At 42.2% G+C, this 389-nt stretch carries 1 protein-coding gene; it reads left to right on the top strand.

Going from position 1 to position 389, the window contains the following annotated elements; all coding sequences use genetic code 11:
- On the top strand, positions 1-389 hold a 389-nt coding region (locus D3H55_RS23775; RefSeq protein WP_205685527.1), incomplete at both ends, for a recombinase zinc beta ribbon domain-containing protein.

Here is a 389-nt window from a genome sequence, read left to right as displayed (position 1 = left end):
CGCTCCTAATGAAGGGGAGTTACCCCAGTATTATATTGAGGGCCACCATGAGCCTATTATTGCTCCGGAAGAATGGGAGAAGGTACAAAGCATTATCCAAAAACGCAGCGAAGCCTTCAAGCAGCTGAACTACCAAAAGTATTCTAAAGACCAGCATAAAAATTCTTCTTTTACAGAGAAGTTGTATTGCGGAGAATGCGGTAATGTACTAGGGTATGAACGAAGCTTGGAGAGACGAGGATCCAACGGAACCAAAGAAATCAATCGTTGGGTTTGTAGGCTGGCAGAGAAATATTACGCTGTGAACGGCTGTTCATCCCAACGATTTCATCAAGACTATCTTGAAAAGCACTTTATTAATCTATTAAAAGGGTTTGAACAAGACGAGC

Source organism: Bacillus salacetis, assembly GCF_003581585.1.
GTDB lineage: Bacteria > Bacillota > Bacilli > Bacillales > Bacillaceae_B > Rossellomorea > Rossellomorea salacetis.
The sequence above is the reverse complement of the archived record's forward strand: the minus strand, read 5'-3'. Positions and strand labels throughout refer to the sequence as shown.